Below are 228 nucleotides of genomic sequence, written 5' to 3' on the forward strand. Positions count from 1 at the left end.
GATGCCGCCGGCTTCCTTGGCCACGTCAGTCCCGCTGCCCATGGCGATGCCGACATCGGCACTGGAGAGGGCAGGAGCGTCGTTGATGCCGTCGCCGACGAAGGCAACCGGGCCGGCTTCCTTCAATTTGGCCAGCTCGCTGGCCTTCTGCTGCGGCAAAAGCTCAGCCAGAACCTGGTCCACGCCCAGCTGCCGGCCGATCTTTTCGGCCAGCTGCCGGTTGTCCCC

The 228-nt window shown here is 66.7% G+C and carries 1 protein-coding gene; it reads right to left on the bottom strand.

Annotated features, from left to right (window positions below):
* Window positions 1-228 (bottom strand): HAD-IC family P-type ATPase (locus lacNas_RS07135; RefSeq protein ID WP_201346732.1); only part of this gene is annotated, 228 nt, incomplete at both ends.

Source organism: Lactobacillus nasalidis, assembly GCF_016587775.1.
GTDB classification, from domain to species: Bacteria; Bacillota; Bacilli; order Lactobacillales; family Lactobacillaceae; genus Lactobacillus; species Lactobacillus nasalidis.